Source organism: Massilia sp. W12 (assembly GCF_037300705.1).
GTDB lineage: Bacteria > Pseudomonadota > Gammaproteobacteria > Burkholderiales > Burkholderiaceae_D > JACPVY01.
This window is the reverse complement of record NZ_CP147776.1, coordinates 2,347,754-2,365,407: the sequence shown is the minus strand read 5'-3', so window position 1 is coordinate 2,365,407 and position 17,654 is coordinate 2,347,754. Positions and strand designations below refer to the sequence as shown.

Genomic DNA, 17,654 nt, shown 5'->3' with positions numbered 1-17,654 from the left:
TTTAAGCTTTGACATGCTTTTTCCTGCGGGAAGGAGGAAAGCGTGATAATTTCAACACAAGGGGATGGTTTTTCCCGCTGGCCAAAAGTGGAATATTATGCGCAGATTTGCCGTTTATGCAGTTTATGCCCTCTCGCTAGGCAGTCTGTTTGCCTGCCGTACGCAACAGATCCAGATGTCGGATCAACATTTACAAGCCGCCCCGCGCAGCGGCGACAACAGCGCTATTCCTGCGCCAGTCACACGCAGCCCGCAACTGGCGCCGCCCAAGGCGGGGCAAAAACCGGAAACGTATAGCGTCACGGTGTACCGGGCGCCGCTGCAATCGTTGTTGTTCGCCCTGGCGCGCGACGCCAAATTGAATATTGATATCCACCCTTCGATTCAAGGTGAAGTGACCTTGAATGCGCTCGACCAGAGTTTGCCGCAATTGCTAAAACGCATTGCGCAGCAGGTGGATATGCGTTATGAGCTGCAAGGCAATAATCTCTTGATTCTGCCGGATGCGCCTTTTCTGAAGCATTACAAAATTGATTATGTGAATATCAGCCGCAACACCAGCAGCACGGTCAGTATTGCAACCCAGATTTCCACCCCTGGCGCGAGCGGTGCGGCTGGTTCCGGCGGGAATACCTCCACCACCTCGGTCAACAATACCTCGAATAACCGGTTTTGGGAGACCCTGGTGCAAAACATCAAAGATGTCTTGCGAGAAACCGATAAGCTGGTGAGCGATGAAAAAGCGGCTCCAGCTCCTGCGGCGGCAAGCGCACCGCCCAGTGCGGCCACGCCGGGCGGCACGCTGGCTGCGCTTTCCGGCGCAAATCAAAGCGCGCCGCAAAGCCCGCCGGCAGCGCCAGCCGGCGCCAGCACTGGCCCGGTATTCCGTGAAGCCGCCTCCGTCATCGCCAACCCCGAAACCGGTTTGATCACGGTGCGCGCCACCGGGCGCCAACATGAAAAAATCGCCGAGTTCCTGGACTTGGTGCAAACCTCGGCCAAACGCCAGGTATTGATTGAAGCCACCATCATTGAAGTCAAGTTGTCAGAAAACTTTCAACAGGGGATTAACTGGAGCCGGGTGGCCAACGCCAATTCCAGCGGGGCCACCTTCACCCAGGGACAAATCGGAACTAACACCCTGCCCTCTGGCGTCACCCCGGGCGTCACCCCGGGCGTGTTCTTGATGAATTGGATTCGCCCGAATACCGCGATTGGCGATTTGACCGCCACCTTGCAGCTGCTGGAAAGCTTTGGCAAAGTCAAAGTCTTGTCCAGTCCCAAAATCAGTGTTTTAAATAATCAGACTGCGATTTTGAAAGTGGTGGATAACAGCGTGTATTTCACCATCACCGCCACAGTCACGCCGGGCAGCAATGGTTCGGCGGCGATTTCCACCTATACCTCTCAGCTCAATACGGTGCCGGTCGGGCTGGTGATGAGCGTGACGCCGCAAATTGCTGAAAATGATGAAGTGACGCTGAATGTGCGCCCCACCATTACGCGCATTGTCGGCTATGTGCAAGATCCGAATCCGGCGCTGGCCACCAGCAATGTCACCTCGAAAGTGCCGGTGGTGCAGGCGCGCGAAATGGAATCGGTTTTGAAAGTCTCGAATGGGCAGACGGCGGTGATGGGCGGCTTGATGCAGGATGCGGTGGAAAATCAGCGCGACGCCGTGCCCACGCTGGGGCAATTGCCGGTGATCGGCAATTTATTCGCCTATCGCAATGAAAACAGCAGCAAAACCGAATTAGTGATTTTCATGCGTCCGGTGGTGGTGAAAGAGGCCAGCATACAAGGCGACTATCGGAATATGCAGCGCTTATTGCAAGAAAGCACGCCGCAGGCGACGGGAGGTAAAACATGAGCTTGCTGATGCAAGCCTTGAAAAAGGCCGAACGCGAACGCGCAGAACAGGCGCCGCCGCCGGCCGCCGCACCGGATGACAGCCAGGCGCATGCGTTTTCTTCCAGCGCGCGCAGCCAGCCTGATGAGGATGTCGATTTTCCTGATTTGCAATTAGAGCCTTTGGCGGAAATTGAAAATGTGCCGGAGCTCGATGACAGCGCTTTGAATCCGGATCTGGCGCTGCCGGCCCCCCCCACAAGCCCGGCCCCGGCGGACTCGGCCACGCCAGGCTTGGGCTTGGCGCCACAAGCGCCGCTCAGCCCGGCTGAGCCAAGTCCCGCGCCAGGCAACCCGCATGCCAGCGGGGCTTTTCAAGCCCAGGCTTTATTGAATGCGCGCAACAATGCGTATAAAAAACCGGCGCTGGATTTGGAAGAATTGGCCGATCTGACGCCTGAGTTTGCGCCTGCGCCGCCTAAGCCGGCTGTCGCGCAGGATGCCGCACCAGAAGCTGCGCAAGTCTCAAGCGCCGGCACGCCGCTGGAAGAAGGCAAACAGGCGCGCATGAGCGGATTTGCCAGCGCGCCCGATTTGCAGCGCATGCAGGCGGAACAGCAAAGCCAGCAGCAACAGCAAAAGCAACAACAAAAACAGGCGCAAAGCATGCTGGCCACGCGCAAGCCGGCCAGCAATAAGCGCTTAGCCCTGATTGCGCTGCTGGGCTTGTCGGCCCTGTCGCTGGGCGGCGCCTGGTTTTTCCTGGCTACGCAAAACCAGGCGAACAGCTTTGTTGCGCCGCTTCCCCCTGGCGCGGGGCCAGGTCCAGGGCCGGGCGCGGCGGCGCCTGCGCTGGCCACGGCGCCGCCGCTTGCTGCGCCGCCGGCTACTGCGCCAACGGCGGCGGCGACATCCGCCGCCCCACCGCTTGCGGCCGCCGCCGCTTCCCCCGCTTCCGCCAATTCCGCCAGTCCGCTCAAGCAAGCCAGTGCGGCGCAGGCAGCGCCAGCCACAGCGGCGCCGCCGCCCGCTGCGCGCCAAGTGCTCAGCAATACCTTGGATCAGCAGATTTTGCGCATCAAAACCCCGGCCCAGCCAGGCCGGCAGCAAGAAGCAAGGCAAGAAGCAAGCACGGCAGCGCGGCACAGCAAAGCTGGCGCGATTGTGCTGGAAAAACGGGAAACGCCTTTATTGCCCATCTTGCAGCAAGCCTGGCAAGCCTGGCAAAACGGCCAGCCGGCGCAAGCGCGCACACTCTGGCTGCAGGTGTTGCAGGCGGATGCGGATAACCGCGACGCCCATCTGGGGCTGGCTGCGGCTGCGCAATTGCAAGGCCAGGAAGAACAGGCCGCACAACATTATCTGCGTCTGCTGGAAATTGATCCGCTCGACCCGGATGCGGCCGCCGCGCTGACCGGCATGCAGAGCATGGATGCGCAGGCGGGCGCGGCGCGCATCAATAAAATTCTGCTGCAACATCCGCAGGCGCCGGCCTTGCATTTTGTGCTGGGCAATCTGTATGCGCAGCAGCAGCGCTGGAATGATGCGCAACAAAGCTATTTCCGCGCCTACACGCTGGCCCCCGGCAATCCGGATTACCAATTCAATCTGGCGATTGCCCTGGATCGTCTGGGACAAAGCCGGCTGGCGCTGGAGTATTACCAAAAAGCCTTGAGCACGCCCGGCGCCAGCGCGTTTGCACGCGAGGCGGCGCAAACGCGGGTGGCGCAATTGCAAGCGGCTGGAGCCAAGTGATGAATGCGCCGGCCAAGCTGCCCTTAGGCAAGCTTTTGATCAGCAAGGGCGTGATCAGTGAAGATCAATTGCGGATTGCCCTGATTGAACAGCGCGCAAGCGGTGCGCCTTTGGGCAAGCTTTTGATTCAATTGGGTTTTGTCACCGAAGCCACGGTTCGCGAAGCGCTTTCGGAAAACCTCAATCAGCAAAGCACCGACCTTTCCAAGATGGTGGTCGATGCGCAAGCTTTGCGCCTGATTCCCAAAGATGTGGCCAAGCGCTATCAGGTTTTTCCGCTGGTCTATGACAAGGACTTAAAACAGCTGCGTCTGGCCATGGGCGACACCAATAATGTGGTGGCCTTGGACCAGATCAGCGCCATGCTGGGGCCGGGCCAGAGTATTGAGCCGATGCTGGCGTCGGAATCGGATATCGCGCATGCCATTGATCAGTATTACGGCTTTGAATTGTCGATTGACGGCATCTTGCATGAAATCGAAACCGGTGAAGTGAATTACCAGAGCATGCAGTCTGTTTCGGATGAGTACAGCCAGCCGCTGGTGCGTTTGATTGACGCTTTGCTGGCTGATGCGGTGCAATCCGGCGCTTCTGATATTCACTTTGAGCCGGAGCAATTCTTTTTGCGCATCCGCTACCGCATCGACGGGATTTTGCGGCAGATCCGCAGCCTGCATAAAAATTACTGGCCGGCGATGGCGGTGCGTTTAAAAGTGATGAGCAATATGAATATTGCCGAAACCCGCGCGCCGCAGGATGGGCGGATTTCGATTCAGTTTTCTGGCCGGCAAATTGATTTCCGCGCCTCGGCCCAGCCCACCTCGCACGGGGAAAACATGGTGCTGCGGATTTTAGACCGTCAGCGCGGCATTGTGCCGCTCGATGGTCTGGGTCTGGCGGAAGAGAATCTGGCCCTGCTCAAGCTGATGCTGGCGCGCCCGGAAGGCATTATTCTGGTCACCGGCCCCACCGGCAGCGGCAAAACCACCACGCTGTATTCGGTGTTGAACCATATCAACACCGAAAGCGTGAATATCATGACGCTGGAAGATCCGGTTGAATATCCCATGAATATGATCCGCCAGACCTCGGTGAATGAGGCGGCGAAAATGGGCTTTGCCAGCGGCATCCGCTCAATGATGCGGCAAGATCCCGACATCATTCTGGTGGGCGAAATCCGCGACCGCGAAACGGCGGAAATGGCGCTGGCGGCGGCCATGACCGGGCATCAGGTGTATTCCACGCTGCACACCAATTCGGCGATCGGGGCGATTCCGCGTTTGCTGGATATCGGCATCAAGCCTGATTTAATGGCCGGCAATATCATCGGCATTGTGGCGCAGCGTTTAGTGCGCACCCTGTGCCCGCATTGCAAGCAGGCCGATACGCCGCAAGACTATGAGCGCGTGTTGTTAGGCTCTGCCGGCTTGAACCCTGCGCTGAAAATCTACCGCCCGGTCGGTTGCGAGCTGTGCAAGCAGCATGGTTACAAAGGGCGGCTGGCGGTGATGGAAATTTTGAAATTCAACGCCGATCTGGACGATCTGGTGGCGCGCCGCGCGCCGGTGCGCGAATTGCGCGAAGCTGCCTTTGCGCGCGGCTTTAAGCCGCTGGTGGAAGACGCCCTGCGCCGTGTGCTGGATGGCTCGACCACGCTGGAAGAAGTTTCGCGCGTGGTGGACTTGACCGACAGGGTGGGTTGATGCCTTTATTTACCTACAGTGCGATGGATAGCCAGGGCGCGCAGGTGCGCGGCCAGATGGACGCGGTGAATGTGCTTGATCTGGAATTGCGCTTGCGCCGCATGGAATTGGATTTAATCGATTACCAGCAGAAAAGGCGCGAAACCATCAGCTTCACCACCCGCAATATCGAGCGTAAAGATTTGATCACGTTTTGCTTTCATATGGAGCAATTAAGCGCCGCCGGGGTGCCGATCTTGAGCGGCCTGACCGATTTGCGCGACAGCACCGACCATCCGCGCATGCGCGAGGTGATTGCCGATTTGCTGGAAAACATTGAAGGCGGCATGCAGCTCTCGGAAGCCATGGCCTATCATCCCAAGGTGTTTGATAAAACCTTCACCAGCCTGGTGACGGCGGGCGAGCAAAGCGGCAAGCTGCCGGAGGTGTTTGCAAATTTGACGCAAAGCTTGAAGTGGCAGGATGAATTGAGCGCGAAGACCAAAAAGCTTTTGATGTATCCCAGCTTTGTGGCGGTGACGGTGATTGCGGTGACGTTTTTTTTGATGATTTATCTGGTGCCGCAATTAACCCTGTTCATCAAAAATATGGGTCAGCAATTGCCGCTGCATGCGCGCGCCCTGATTGCGGTTTCCAATTTTTTTGTCAATTACTGGTACCTGATCATGGGTCTGCCGCTTCTGCTCGGCGCGCTCACCGTGATTGCGGTCAAAACCAATGCGCAGGCGCGCTACCGCTTTGATGCGTTTAAGCTTTCGGTATGGCTGGTGGGGCCGATTTTGCACAAAATCATTCTGGCGCGCTTTGCCACTTTTTTTGGCCTGATGTATGGGGCCGGCATCAGCATTATCGAATGCATCCGCCTGTCTGAGGGGATTGTGGATAATGAAGTGATCGCCACCGGTCTGCGCCGCGCGCGTCAATTGATTTCCGAGGGCCAGGGCGTGACTTCCGGCTTTGAGACCACCGGCATTTTCCCGCCGCTGGTGTTGCGCATGCTCAAAGTCGGCGAAGCCACCGGCGCGCTGGATAATGCCTTGAAAAATGTCAGCTATTTTTATAACCGCGACATTTCCGAGCAAATTGAAAAAGTGCAAGCCTTGATTGAGCCGGTGATGACGGTGATTTTAGGCTTGATTCTGGGGTGGATCATGCTCTCAGTACTGGGGCCGATTTACGACACCATCAGTAAAATCAAGGTCTGATATGGCGGCGCGCGGCTTATTGTATTTGACGAATATGCAGGCCAGCGTATGGCGCTGGCAAGGCGCGCAGCTGTCGCCGCAGATGGAGTCATTTGAGCACAATGAAAACGGCTGGCAGGCTTTCGGCGCCTGGCTCAAGCGTCATCCCGGCCTGCCTTTGCTGGTGTTGAGCGATTTTATTGAAGAAAATTTCAAGCGCGATCATGTGCCGCATGTGCGCGGCCAGGCCCACCGCAATCTGATCGCCCGCCGCGCCGCCCAGCTGTATCGCGAAACGCCCTACACCCACGCCAGCGCCCAGGAACGCGAAGAAGAAGGCCGGCGCGATGATATGGTGCTGTTTTCCGCGCTGACCAATGTCAGCCTGGTGCAAGGCTGGTTGCGCCAGATCCATTTGGCGCGCGCGCCTTTTCTGGGCATGTATTCGGTTGCCCTGCTCGGCCCCCTGCTGTTTCGCAAGCTGCGTCTGGATATTGAACATCTCTTACTGGTGACGCGACAGTCAAACGGGCTGCGCCAAAGCTATTTTCTGCATGGCCGCCTGCGCTTTTCTCGGCTGGTGCCCTTGCTGGAAGACAGCGCTTTGCATATGGCCGAAAAGATGGTGGTGGAAATCAATAAGACGCGCGAATTTCTGGCCAGCACGCGCCTGCTGGCGCGCAGTGAGGAAATCAATGTCGGCATTCTGGCCGGGGCCGATGTGCTGGATTTTATTGAAAACAGCGGCGATGAGCTGGCGCTGCAACAACATCAATTTTTTGATCTTGACCAAGCCGCCAAATTACTCAGTTTGCGCCTGCCGCCCGGCCAGCGCTATGCCGACGCGCTGTTTTTATCAGTGCTGGCGAAACACCCGCCGCCGAATCAATATGCGCCCGCCGGGGCCAGCCGCCATTATCAATTGCTGAGACTGCAAACCGCCTGCCGCGCCGCCGGGGTGGCTTGCGCCGGGGTGGCCCTGCTGTATTGCGCAAACGCCTGGTGGCAAACCTGGCGCGATTGGCAGGAAACGCGTCAATTGCGCCAGCAAGAGCAGCAAGCCACGCGCGCCTATCAAAATGTGATGGCGAATTTGCCGCACATGGTGGGCAAGCCGAATGATATGAAGGCGGCGGTTGAGTTGCATAAGATGATGACGGCCAACGGGGCCTGGCCCTGGCCGGTTTTGCAACAATTATCCGCTGTGTTGGAGCGCCATCCGAAAATCCGCGTGACTCAGCTGCAATGGATGGTCAGCGATACCGATGCGCCGGCCTTATCCGGGGCCGCGCCGCAGATGCAGCAAGCGACGCCGAATGCGCCGCCGGCCAATCCGGCGCTCTTGGGTTTGCCGCGCGCGCCTTTTCAATCGCTGCTGGTCGAAGGCGAGGTGTTTCCATTTGATTATGATTACCGGCAAGCGATGCTGCTGGCGCAGGAATTTGTGCAAGATTTGAGTGCGGACAAAGGCTTGCGCGTCAATCCCAGGAAGTGGCCTTTGAATGTTAATCCGGGCGGCTCTTTACGCGGCCAGGCCGGTAAGTTTGAACATGACGCCAAAGCGCCCTTCAGTTTGCAAATCATCCTGCTGCCGGCTGGCGCGCTGAGCGCGCCGGCGGCGCAGCCATAAGGGACGTGACGATGGCGATGAGCAACCCTGCTGATACCCTGGCGGAAGGCGCGCGCGGCGGCGCACCGGATTTTATGCGCGATGATTTGCCCCATTTGCGCAAAGCTTTTATGTTTGCCGGCATCAGCCTGGGCCTGAGCGTGCTGTTTGGCCTTGGCAGCCTGTTTTTGCAGGATTGGCAGGCAGCGCAAAAACAGGAAGCCATGCAAGCGCGCGCAGCTGCGCAGGCCAAATTGCAAGAAGTGGAAAATGAAAAGCGGGCCATTCTTGATTCGCAGCCGGAGTACATCAAATTGCGCAAGCAAAACATTGTCGGCGAGGAAAACCGGCTGGAATGGATTGACGCTGTGCGGCAAATTCAAAACGAGCATAATTTTCTGCCGGTCAGCTATGAAATTCTGCCGCAGCAGACTCTGCCGGCCGATCCCGCCCTGAATCTGGCCAATCTGGAGTTGCGCGGCAGCCGCATGGGCTTGAATATGAAGCTGCTGCATGAGATGGATTTGTATGTGTTTTTGCAGCAATTGCGCGCCCAGCATTTTTTCTTGCCGCTGGCGTGCAATATTCAGCGCATCGGCCCGACGCAGGATAATCCGCAACCGACCGGAATGGCGGCTGACTGCACGCTCTTATTTATTACAATGAAAGAAAAGGGGGGGCCATGAAACTGCCGTTTCTTCATTTCATTTTGCCGCTGTGCAGCCTGCTTGCGCAAAGCGCGCCGCTGGCGGCGCAAACCACGCCGGCATTCCAACCGGGGCGCTTGCTGAGCACCCCGGCGCAACGCGAGCAACTCGATGAGTTGCGCCGGCGAACCGGCAAACCGCTGCCGCCGGCGCCGCAATTCAACGATGACATCATCCTCACCCCGAGCAAGCCGGCAGCTGCGCCGACGCCGGCGCCCAGCACGCCAGCGCCGGCGCAGGGCGTCACGCCGCTGCAATTCAACGGCTATATCAAACGCAGTCGCGGCCCGGCCACGTATTGGGTGAATCAACAGGCTTTGCCGGGTGCGCCGCAACATGGCGAGCTGCAGATCACCCTGCCAGATGGCCGCCGCGCCCGCTTAAAAAGCGGCGAGATGATAGATGCCGAGGCGCAGGTGCGCAGCGTCATGCATAGTAAGTGAGCAGCATATGTCCCTCCGCACACGCCAGTTCAGATTGCGCCGGCCGCAACGGCAAGCCGGGGTGGTGATTTTGCTGATGCTGACCGTCTTCGTGGTGACAGCATCCTGGCTTTTGCTGCGCTCACTCAATGCCGCAAATGGCCAGATTGCGCGCGAGCAGGAAGAAATCCGGCTGTTATCGCAAGCCAAAGAAGCCTTGCTGGCGTATGCCGTGATGCCGGGCGGTGCGGAACTCGGCCAATTGCCCTGGCCGGATGTGCTGAACACCATCAGCGAAGCCAGCCCGGATTATGACGGCACGCAGGATCTGCATTGTCCCGACACCAGCAGCTCGATACGCCCGAGCTTGAATGTGAATTCGCGCTGCTTTGGCCGCCTGCCCTGGCGCAGCTTGAATATGACGCCGCAGGCGATTGAGCAGCAAGACGGTTTTGGCTTGATTCCATGGTATGCGGTGTCGGCCAATTTGCTCGACGCTGCTTGCCTGGCCGGCAAACTCAATCCGGCGATCTTGAATTGGACTTATCCGGCAAGTCCGGTGCGGGCGTGTAATGTGGCGAATCAACTGCCCTACCCCTGGCTGACGGTGCGCGACCATCTTGGCAATGTCTTATCCAACCGGGTCGCGTTTGTGCTGATTTTGCCGCGCGTCAAAGTGAATACGCAAAACCGCCGCCTGCCGCTGGGCATTCCGCGTCAATACCTGGATCAGGTGACCGTGGCCTCCACCTGCACCGCGCCATGCGTGCCCGGCGTATATGACAACGGCGCGTTTTCGCCCGGCAATGACTTCATCATGGGCAAAGATATGTCGCTGGTGAAAGGCAATGACAGCAACTATGGCCATCCGTATGTGTTTAATGACCGCCTGCTGTATGTGACGATTGATGAACTGATGCAGTATTTGCAAAAACGCGCCATGCAAGAAGCGCGCAATGCCTTGCGCAATTTTTTCACCAGCAAAGCCTATTTTCCCTACGCCGCCGCATTGGGCGTGAGCGGCAATGCTTGCGATAACACGAAAAACAGCGGTTTCTTGCCGCTGGCCCTGGGCACATGCGCCAGCGGCGATTTTTTAAGCGGCTTGCCAAGCTGGTTTAACTCCGCTTCCTGGGGCAATTTTATTTACTATCATGCAGCCGCCGCCTGTACGCCTGGCAGCAGCAATTGCAACGGCCCCGGCAGCCTGTTGCAAGCCGGCAGCCAGGGCAGTCTGCGCGCCATCTTGATCGGCACAGGCCGCCCCATCAAACTTGTAGCCGGACAAACCCCGGATATGAGCACGCCGCCCTATGCCGCCAGCGCGGGGCGCGACCAAACCGGTTGTTGCAGCAGCACGCTGTTGCAAGACTATCTGGACTCTGTGACCAATGCCGCAGGCAATGGCGCGTATGATGCCGTGGGGACAGCCATGAGCACACAATATAATGATGTGCAAATGGTGGTGTCGCCATGAAACTGCAGGGTGAGACTATGCAAACAGGCAAACGACAAGCTGCTTTCTCTCTGGTCGAAATGGCCGTGGTGCTGGTCATCGTGGCGCTGTTGGTGGGCGGCTTGATGATGCCCCTGGCGACGCAGCTGGAACAGCAAAAAACAGTGGAGAGCAATAAAGTGCTGGAAGCTGCGCGCGAAGCGCTGATCGGCTATATGGCGACGCATGGCCGCCTGCCCTGCCCGGCGTCGGCCAGCAGCAACGGGGCGGAAAGCTTTGCTTCCGGCGGCAACGCCAGCAATGGATCATGCTCGAATTTCTATGACGGTTTTTTACCCGCCGTCACGCTGGGCTTCCATCCGGTGGACCCGCAAGGCTATGCGCTGGATGGCTGGGGCAGCGGCAGCATCAACCGGATCCGCTATGCGGTCTCGAATCTGCCCACCAGCGGCGCCCTGAATATGTGGACCAGCAGCAATGGCGTGCGCACTTATACCCTGACGGCCTTGAGCACTTACCTCAACGGCACGCCGCCGAATAATAATCTGATCACGATTTGCCGCTCGAATTCGACATTAGTGGATTGTGGCGGCACATCCAATCAACTCACCACCCAAGCCCCGTTTTTACTGTATTCCGCCGGCAAAAACGCGGCCACGCCGAATGTCAACTTAGGTCAGGACGAAGCGCAAAACACCAATGGCGACACGATTTTCGTCTGGCATGAAAACGCCGCCCGCACCGCAACGAATGGCGAATTTGACGATGTGCTTATCTGGACGTCCACTTCCACCCTGATTTCACGCATGCTCGCCGCCGGCAGCCTGCCTTGAGAACGCCCATGTATCGACAAATTTCCACCATCGCCGCCTTCACCCTGTTGGAAGCCATGCGCAACCGCCTGCTGTGGCTGCTGGCGATTTTTTCCCTGTGCGGCATTCTGGGCGCGGCATTTTTCCATGCGCTGGCGATTACGGAAAATAATCAGGTGCAATTGGCTCTGCTGGCGGCTTTGCTGCGTGTGGGGGCGGTGTTCTTGCTGGCCACGTTTGTCGTCACCAGCGTCACGCGCGAGCTTCACGACAAGGTTTTGGAATTGACTCTGGCGCTGGCGCTGCCGCGCGCGGCCTGGGTGATGGGCCGTTTATGCGGCTTTTGGCTGTTGAGCTTGCTGTTTTCCACCGTCTTCGGCGCCATCTGCCTGCTGTACGCCAATCCGCTCCAGGTCTTGCAATGGAGTTTTTCATTGTGCTGGGAATTATGCATCGTGGCCGCGTTTGCGCTCTTGACCGCCTTGTCCTTGAGCCAGGTCGCCAGCGCACTGGCGGCGGTGCTGGCGTTTTATCTCTTGACGCGCTCGATTGGGGCCTTGCAATTAATGGGACAAGGGCCGTTGGCCGGCATGCAGGATTCGCAAATTTATCTGGCCCGTCTGCTCGATCTGATCGCCTGGTTCTTGCCGGATCTGGATCGCTTCACGCGCGCCGAATGGCTGCTGTATCAGGCGCCGGGCTGGGGCGGCATGCTGCCGCTCTTGCTGCAGACGCTGATCTGGCTGGCGCTGCTGGGCTGTGCCGCCTTGTTTGATTTGTATCGCAAGCAATTATGACTATGCACAGCCCTTCCTTCCTGCGCCGTTTGCAAGGCAGCGCCAACCGGCCCCTGCATTGCGTGCCATGGCCGGTAAGGCTGGCCCTGCCCTGCCTGCTCGCCTTGCAATGCCTGTGGCACGCCAATCAAGCGCCGCCTGCCGCGCGCATCAGCGCGCTGACGCCGCCGCCAAGCTATGCCATGCTGCGCCTGGCCAGCTTGGGCGAATCTGCGGCTTTCGCCAAATTTCAGATGTTGTCGCTGCAAGCGCATGATTACCAGGCCGGCCACAGCATTCCATTCAGCAAACTGGATTATGTCGCGCTGCGCGGCTGGCTGGGCGCGATTCTCGATCTGGATCCGCCGGCCCAATATCCTCTGCTGGCCGCCGCCCGCCTGTATGCCGAAGCGCCCGGCGCGCAACGGGCGCGCATGATGACCGAATTTGTGCATCAACGCTTTCTGGAAGATCCGAACCGGCGTTGGGAAGCCATGGCGCATGCCGCCGTGCTGGCGCGCCACCGCCTGCACGATATGCAACTGGCGCATAAATACGCCAAAGCGCTGCGCGAACATGCGCGCGATCCAAAGGTGCCGGCCTGGGTGCGGCAGATGGAAATCTTCCTGCTGGAAGATATGAACGAGTTGCAAGCCGCGCGTTTGCTGTTGGGCGCGGTGCTCGCCAATAACGAGGCGAAAGACCCGCAGGAAGTGCATTTTTTATTGCAGCGGCTGCAGGAAATGGAACGAAAGCTGCAGGCGCAGGCCATTTCCGCGCCATAGAGGAGAGGCATGGAAGCATTGCATGTTTTATTGGTGGAAGATGATGCCGCGATTCGCGCCATGTTGCGCGGCGCCTTGCAACTGGCCGGCTATCAGGTGAGCGAAGCCGGCCAGCGCCAGCAAGCCTGGCAGTATTTGCAGCATCCGCCGGAGGCCCCGGCGGATATCGTGCTGCTGGATCTGGGCTTGCCGCCAGCCACCCATGACAGTTCTGAGGGCATTAAATTGCTGCGTCAGATCATGCTCGATTGCCTGGATCTGAAAGTGATTGTGCTGACCGGGCAGGATCAGGAAAGCGCAGCACTGGAGGCGATTAAAGAAGGGGCTTTCGATTTTCTGGCCAAACCGGCTTCCAGCGTGCAAATCTTGCAGGCGCTGCAGCGCGCCGCCTTGTTTTTACGCAAAGAGCGCGAATTGCAGATGGCCGGCGTGACCCGGATTGCAATTAATGCAAACGCCGGCGAAGGGTTGAAAAATGTGCGGGATGACGCCGAGGAAAAGCTGGTGCGCCAGGTTTTGAAAGAAACCGGCTTCAATTTGCACCAAAGCGCGCGCAAACTCGGGGTGAAACGCGAAAATCTGTACTACTTTCTGAAAAAATTCGGCATCCAGCGCGACGATGGCGCGTCTGCGCCGCCGGAACAATCATGAGGGCTGTCCATGGCGCACAATATGCTGCACGAACTGCAGGCGCAAATTTACCCTTACCTGATTTTGAGCGGCAGCACGATAGGCATGGTCTTATGGCTGTTGCGCAAGCGTGCGGTGCAGGTCAATCACTTGAATCAGCAACTGGGGCAGCTCAACCAGCAATTGCAGCATGAGCCGCTGCGTTTTCTGCAGCAGGCGCCGGCGCTGTTGCAAAGCGCCGGCTTGCTGGGCTTGCGCTGGCGGCTGGAGTGGTATGGCGCCCACGAGTCAGGCGAGTTTGGCGAATGCAAAGCGAAAGCGGCTCAATGGCAGGAACGCATTGAAGCCACTGAAATTTGCATCGACATCACCTTCTTTTTACCGCACAGCCGGGGCGAGCAGTTTTATTTTATCCGCACGGTGTTGCACACTTTCATCCTCTTGCTGCAAACCGATTTCCTGATCAAAGCCGCCAGCACCCGCGAAACCCTGCTGCAAATGGCGCGCATGCACTTGTTTTTGCAGCACGATATGAAAAATATTGCGCAATTCATCCAACTCATGGATGAGCAATTGAGCAACTGCCCGCCTGCCCTGGAACAACAGCTATTGCAGCAATTGCGCTTTGCCGCGCCGCTGGTGCGCCAGCGTGCGGACCATATCGTGCACAGTCTGACCAATAAAAGCGACAGCCTGAGCCAGGCCCAGGCCGTCGCCATCGGCCCCTTGCTGGAACGCTTATGCCGCTTGCACAGTTTGACGCTGGCCTGGCAAAGCGAACATCAGGCCAGCGCCTGGATCGCCCCGGCCAAGCTGGATGGCGCGCTGGATAATATTTTGAAAAACTATTACGACTGGGGCATGCGGCAAACCCCGCCGCAGTCAGTTTGCCTGCATGCCTGGCTGCACACCGGGGAGCAGCGCCTGCGTTTGCGGTTGCAATTGCCGGGACAGGCATGCGAGACGCCCTTATTGCGTCTGTTTGAGCCGTTCTGGAGCAGCGATGAACAAGGTTTGGGGGTGGGCTTGTATCAGGCGCGCCAAATGCTGCAGAGTGCGCACGGCGATTTGCAAGCCGGGCTGGATGGCTCTGTGCTGTATTTTGAAATCTTGCTGCCCGCCGCGCCCGCGTAATGTATTGCCGGCTGTAAATTTTTTATACTCTGCTCAGCCGCACAGACTGTGGTATGTTGAAATCAAGGCCCAAGCCCCGCCTGCACCATGCAAAACTTCTGTTTCAGCAGTACTTCTGTTTTATAAATGGAGAATAATCATGTTACGCAAACCTATGCATCGCGCCGGCTTTACTTTGGTGGAAATCGCAATTGTTCTGGTGATCATCGGCCTGCTTCTTGGTGGCGTATTGAAGGGCCAGGAAATGATCAACAGCACCAAGGTGAAACACATTTCTGACCAGCAGCTCGGCTTAACCGCCGCCTTTTTCTCCTTCCAGGATCGCTATCGCGCCGTGCCCGGCGATTATCTGGCCGCCAACGCCATCGGCAATATCCCGGTTGGCCCCAGCGGCACCCAATATGTCTACACCGGCAATGGCGATGGCGCCGTGGCCGGCGCGGAAACCGGCCAGGCCTGGACCCAGCTGACCTCCGCCGGCTTTATCAACTGCTCGGTGTGCACCTCGGTGGTGGCCGCCACCAGCGCCACCAGCCCGACCAATGTGTATGGCGGCTGGTCGCAAATCATCTCCGACGCAGTGTATCTTGACGCTGGCACCTCTGTGGCGGTGAATAATTTGAAGAGCGGCGGCAATATTCCTGTCTCGGTGATCGCCGAAGTTGATCGTAAGATCGACGATGGCGCGCCGAATACCGGCATCTTCCGCTTCTCAGTCAGCGCGCAACCGACCGCCCCGACCGCCGCCGGCGCCGCGCCTGCCTGCGCCAACACCACCGGGGTCTGGAATGCTTCCGCCACCCAGCTTAACTGCGGCGGCACCAGCTTGCTGCGTTAAACCCATGCGCGCCGTTTGACGCGGTCATGCCAAAAAGGGCGTCCAGGCGGACGCCCTTTTTGCTTTTGCCACAGAAACAGTCGCCAGCGCAGCAAAAACGCCACAGACCACAAAGCCGGGGCGCCGGATTGGACTGCGCAAGGCGGCGAACATGCCACAATAAACATACCGTATATGCTTTGGTCTTCCGCCGCATAGCCATGTTGCGGATGCGGATTACATTTTTTATTTGTTGCCGAAGAGCAACCCAGCTAGAATCGTTGTTGATTTACGGAAATATTTTCCGGGACAGCCGGAGGCTCACATGTCAGCCATCATGATCAGCACACGTAATGAGAGCACCCTGATATTGACGCTAGCCGAGCGCGAACCTGCGCAATTGTCCGCCAGCGTGATGGAAAACGCCCTGCAATGCCTGCGCAATGCAGAGCGCGATGAAAGTATCCGCGCTGTTATTCTGTGCGGCAACGGCGGCGATTTTTGCCGTGGCCGCGCACTGCCGCAACAGTCAGCCGAATGCGCCGGGCAAAGCGGGCATGATATGGAATTACTGGCGCAATGGGTGCGCGCGCTGCGCGAATATCCCAAGCCGGTGGTGGCGGCGGTGGAAGGCGTGGCGCTGGATGGCGGCTTTGCGTTAGCGCTGGCCTGTGATTTCATCATCGCTGCACAATCGGCCCAATTTGCCGTTACCCAGTTAAAACTGGGCTTGACGCCGGATGGCGGCTTGACCTGGCTGCTGATGCGGCAAATGCCGCGCCAGCTGGCCACCGAATTACTGATGGAAAGCAAGCCCATGCTGGCGGCGCGCATGCACCAGCTGGGCGTGGTGAAACAAATCGTGGAAGATGGCAAAGCGCAAAGCACAGCGCTGCGTTTTTGCCAAAAACTGGCGGAATTGCCGCCCTTTGCGGTTGAAAGACTCAAAGAGCTGGTGAATGAAGCGCATGACAATACGCTGGAGCAACAATTCGCAGCCGAACAACATGCGCATCTATCGTGTCTGCATCATCATGAGGCAGAAGAAGGTTTGGCGGCACGGATTGAAAAACGCAAGCCGCGTTTCAGATAGGTCAGGAAGCATCATGTATTACAGGGAAGTCAAACATCAAGAGACTGGCGCAGCCGACCCGGCTGCGGCCAAAACCGGACACACAGCGCCTGAGCACGGCACGGCTTTGGCCAAACCGAAGCGACGCCGCATTTATCTCATGCGCCATGGCAGCGTGACCTATTTTGATGAACATGGCAAACCCTATTTGCCGGAATCTGTGCCCTTGAATGAGCGTGGCCGGGCGCAGGCCAGCGCCGCCGGCAAAGTTTTTATGGATGAAGGCTTGCACTTTGACCGGGTGATCATTTCCGGCCTGCCGCGCACCCTGGAAACCGCGCAACTGGTGCTGGAGCAAACGCGCCAGGCGATTGAGATTGAAGAATGGCCCGACCTGGTCGAACTGCGCGGCGGCAAACTGTCGGCGATTGCCGATATGGATTTGAATGACGCTTTTGTCGGCGCGTTTGAAGGCATGGTGCCGGAGCACAAGCAATTTTTAGGCGGTGAAAGCATAGGCGAATTGATGGACCGTGTGTATCCGGCGATTGACCGCTTGCGCGCTGATTCGCATTGGGACACTGTGCTGTTGATTTTGCACGGCGGCGTCAATCGCGCAATTCTCTCCTACGCCTTGACCGGTCAGCGCCTGTTTTTGGGCAATCTGGCGCAAACCGCCGGCTGCATCAATGCGCTGGATGTCGGCGTCGCCGCCCACGATTGGGTGGTGCGCATGGTCAACTATTCCCCGCCCTCCCAGCTGCAAGGCGAGATCCGCAGCACCACCATGGAAGCGCTGCTGGCGCAATACAAGCGCTTTCGCGAAGCCAAAGAACAGCACAAAGAACACAAATAAACCACTTTGCCGTCAGCCTGCGCGCCACGTTGCGCTGGCTGCGCGCAGGCCTGCGGTACAATCGCCAGATCACCCAGCCAGGAGCAGG

At 58.2% G+C, this 17,654-nt stretch carries 16 protein-coding genes; all 16 read left to right on the top strand.

The genetic code is table 11. The features are described from left to right. Positions 1 to 175: 175 nt before the first annotated feature. The 16 genes from mshL to V8J88_RS09515 all read left to right on the top strand — a co-directional run bounded on the left by mshL (position 176) and on the right by V8J88_RS09515 (position 17,566). Positions 176 to 1,870, top strand: coding sequence for a pilus (MSHA type) biogenesis protein MshL (mshL, locus tag V8J88_RS09590; protein ID WP_338849193.1), 1,695 nt, complete (start codon positions 176 to 178; stop codon positions 1,868 to 1,870). Next, a complete protein-coding gene (locus V8J88_RS09585) occupies positions 1,867 to 3,603 on the top strand; it encodes a tetratricopeptide repeat protein (protein ID WP_338849191.1) in 1,737 nt (578 codons plus the stop codon). The genes mshL and V8J88_RS09585 overlap by 4 nt, the downstream gene beginning before the upstream one ends. Further along, positions 3,603 to 5,306 carry an ATPase, T2SS/T4P/T4SS family gene (locus V8J88_RS09580; protein WP_338849190.1) on the top strand — a complete coding sequence of 568 codons (1,704 nt, stop codon included), beginning with the start codon at positions 3,603 to 3,605 and terminating at the stop codon, positions 5,304 to 5,306. The genes V8J88_RS09585 and V8J88_RS09580 overlap by 1 nt, the downstream gene beginning before the upstream one ends. Further along, positions 5,306 to 6,511, top strand: a complete 1,206-nt coding sequence (locus V8J88_RS09575) for a type II secretion system F family protein (protein WP_338849189.1) — start codon at positions 5,306 to 5,308, stop codon at positions 6,509 to 6,511. Before V8J88_RS09580 ends, V8J88_RS09575 begins: the two co-directional genes overlap by 1 nt. 1 nt (position 6,512) lies before the next feature. Continuing rightward, positions 6,513 to 8,120, top strand: a complete 1,608-nt coding sequence (locus tag V8J88_RS09570) for a hypothetical protein (RefSeq protein WP_338849188.1) — start codon at positions 6,513 to 6,515, stop codon at positions 8,118 to 8,120. A gap of 17 nt (positions 8,121 to 8,137) precedes the next feature. Continuing rightward, positions 8,138 to 8,785 (top strand): hypothetical protein, encoded by a 648-nt coding sequence (locus V8J88_RS09565; protein ID WP_338849187.1) that lies wholly within the window; start codon positions 8,138 to 8,140, stop codon positions 8,783 to 8,785. After that, positions 8,782 to 9,249, top strand: a complete 468-nt coding sequence (locus V8J88_RS09560) for a hypothetical protein (protein ID WP_338849186.1) — start codon at positions 8,782 to 8,784, stop codon at positions 9,247 to 9,249. The genes V8J88_RS09565 and V8J88_RS09560 overlap by 4 nt, the downstream gene beginning before the upstream one ends. Positions 9,250 to 9,256: 7 nt before the next feature. Next, positions 9,257 to 10,705 carry a hypothetical protein gene (locus V8J88_RS09555; RefSeq protein ID WP_338849185.1) on the top strand — a complete coding sequence of 483 codons (1,449 nt, stop codon included), beginning with the start codon at positions 9,257 to 9,259 and terminating at the stop codon, positions 10,703 to 10,705. 17 nt (positions 10,706 to 10,722) lie between these two features. Further along, a complete protein-coding gene (locus tag V8J88_RS09550; protein WP_338849184.1) occupies positions 10,723 to 11,517 on the top strand; it encodes a prepilin-type N-terminal cleavage/methylation domain-containing protein in 795 nt (264 codons plus the stop codon). Positions 11,518 to 11,525: 8 nt separating this feature from the next. After that, entirely contained in the window at positions 11,526 to 12,293 is a 768-nt protein-coding gene (locus tag V8J88_RS09545; protein ID WP_338849183.1) for an ABC transporter permease, read from the top strand. Beyond that, the gene (locus tag V8J88_RS09540) at positions 12,290 to 13,057 is read left to right on the top strand and encodes a hypothetical protein (protein WP_338849182.1); all 768 of its coding nucleotides are present in this window, start codon (positions 12,290 to 12,292) and stop codon (positions 13,055 to 13,057) included. Before V8J88_RS09545 ends, V8J88_RS09540 begins: the two co-directional genes overlap by 4 nt. Positions 13,058 to 13,066: 9 nt before the next feature. Further along, the gene (locus tag V8J88_RS09535) at positions 13,067 to 13,708 is read left to right on the top strand and encodes a response regulator (RefSeq protein WP_338849181.1); all 642 of its coding nucleotides are present in this window, start codon (positions 13,067 to 13,069) and stop codon (positions 13,706 to 13,708) included. A 9-nt stretch (positions 13,709 to 13,717) separates the two neighbouring features. Then, on the top strand, positions 13,718 to 14,821 hold the full coding sequence (locus V8J88_RS09530) for a hypothetical protein (RefSeq protein ID WP_338849180.1): 1,104 nt from the start codon (positions 13,718 to 13,720) through the stop codon (positions 14,819 to 14,821). Positions 14,822 to 14,960: 139 nt separating this feature from the next. Next, positions 14,961 to 15,659 (top strand): prepilin-type N-terminal cleavage/methylation domain-containing protein, encoded by a 699-nt coding sequence (locus tag V8J88_RS09525; protein ID WP_338849179.1) that lies wholly within the window; start codon positions 14,961 to 14,963, stop codon positions 15,657 to 15,659. Positions 15,660 to 15,963: 304 nt separating this feature from the next. Beyond that, complete coding sequence (locus tag V8J88_RS09520) at positions 15,964 to 16,731, top strand: enoyl-CoA hydratase-related protein (RefSeq protein WP_338849178.1); 768 nt, start codon at positions 15,964 to 15,966, stop codon at positions 16,729 to 16,731. Positions 16,732 to 16,870: 139 nt separating this feature from the next. Next, entirely contained in the window at positions 16,871 to 17,566 is a 696-nt protein-coding gene (locus tag V8J88_RS09515) for a histidine phosphatase family protein (protein ID WP_338849863.1), read from the top strand. Positions 17,567 to 17,654 lie beyond the last annotated feature (88 nt).